Source organism: Rhizobacter sp. P3_B12 (assembly GCF_056402895.1).
In genome coordinates, this window is record NZ_JBFUGN010001672.1 from 1 (window position 1) to 655 (window position 655).

Annotated in this window: 1 protein-coding gene; it reads left to right on the top strand. The window is 63.7% G+C overall.

Features of this window, described 5'->3' with window-relative positions:
* Nucleotides 1–518, top strand: a 518-nt coding sequence (locus tag AC1D01_RS37605; RefSeq protein WP_477875038.1) for a citrate/2-methylcitrate synthase, incomplete at its 5' end; no start/stop codon positions are given.
* Nucleotides 519–655: the final 137 nt, after the last annotated feature.

A 655-nucleotide genomic window follows, 5' to 3' on the forward strand; every position in this document is an offset into this window, starting at 1 on the left:
GCCCCGCCCACGGCGGCGCCAACGAGGCGGCGCTGAACATGCTGGAAGACGTGCAGAAGATGGGCGGCGTCGAGAAGATCGGCGAGTTCATCAAGCAGGTGAAGGACAAGAACTCCGGCATCAAGCTGATGGGCTTCGGCCACCGCGTCTACAAGAACTACGACCCGCGCGCCAAGCTGATGCGCGAGACCTGCCACGAGGTGCTGAACGCGCTGGGCCTGCAGAACGACCCGCTGTTCAAGCTCGCGATGGAGCTCGAGAAGATCGCGCTGGAAGACGAGTACTTCGTCGCCCGCAAGCTGTACCCGAACGTCGACTTCTACTCGGGCATCGTGCAGCGCGCGATCGGCATCCCGGTCAGCCTGTTCACCGCGATCTTCGCGCTGGCCCGCACGGTCGGCTGGATCGCGCAACTGAACGAGATGATCGGCGACCCGGAGTACAAGATCGGCCGTCCGCGCCAGCTATTCCACGGTGCCACGCAGCGCAACGTCAAACCGATCGCGCAGCGAAACTGAGCCCGCCGGCAAGCAGCCTGAACTTCACCCTGCGAAAACCCCGGCCTGGCGCCGGGGTTTTTCGTTGTTCAGCGCCTAAAATCGTCGATTCGCCAGAGTCTCACCTGGAAGCCACCATGGCCCGCACGCTCTACGAC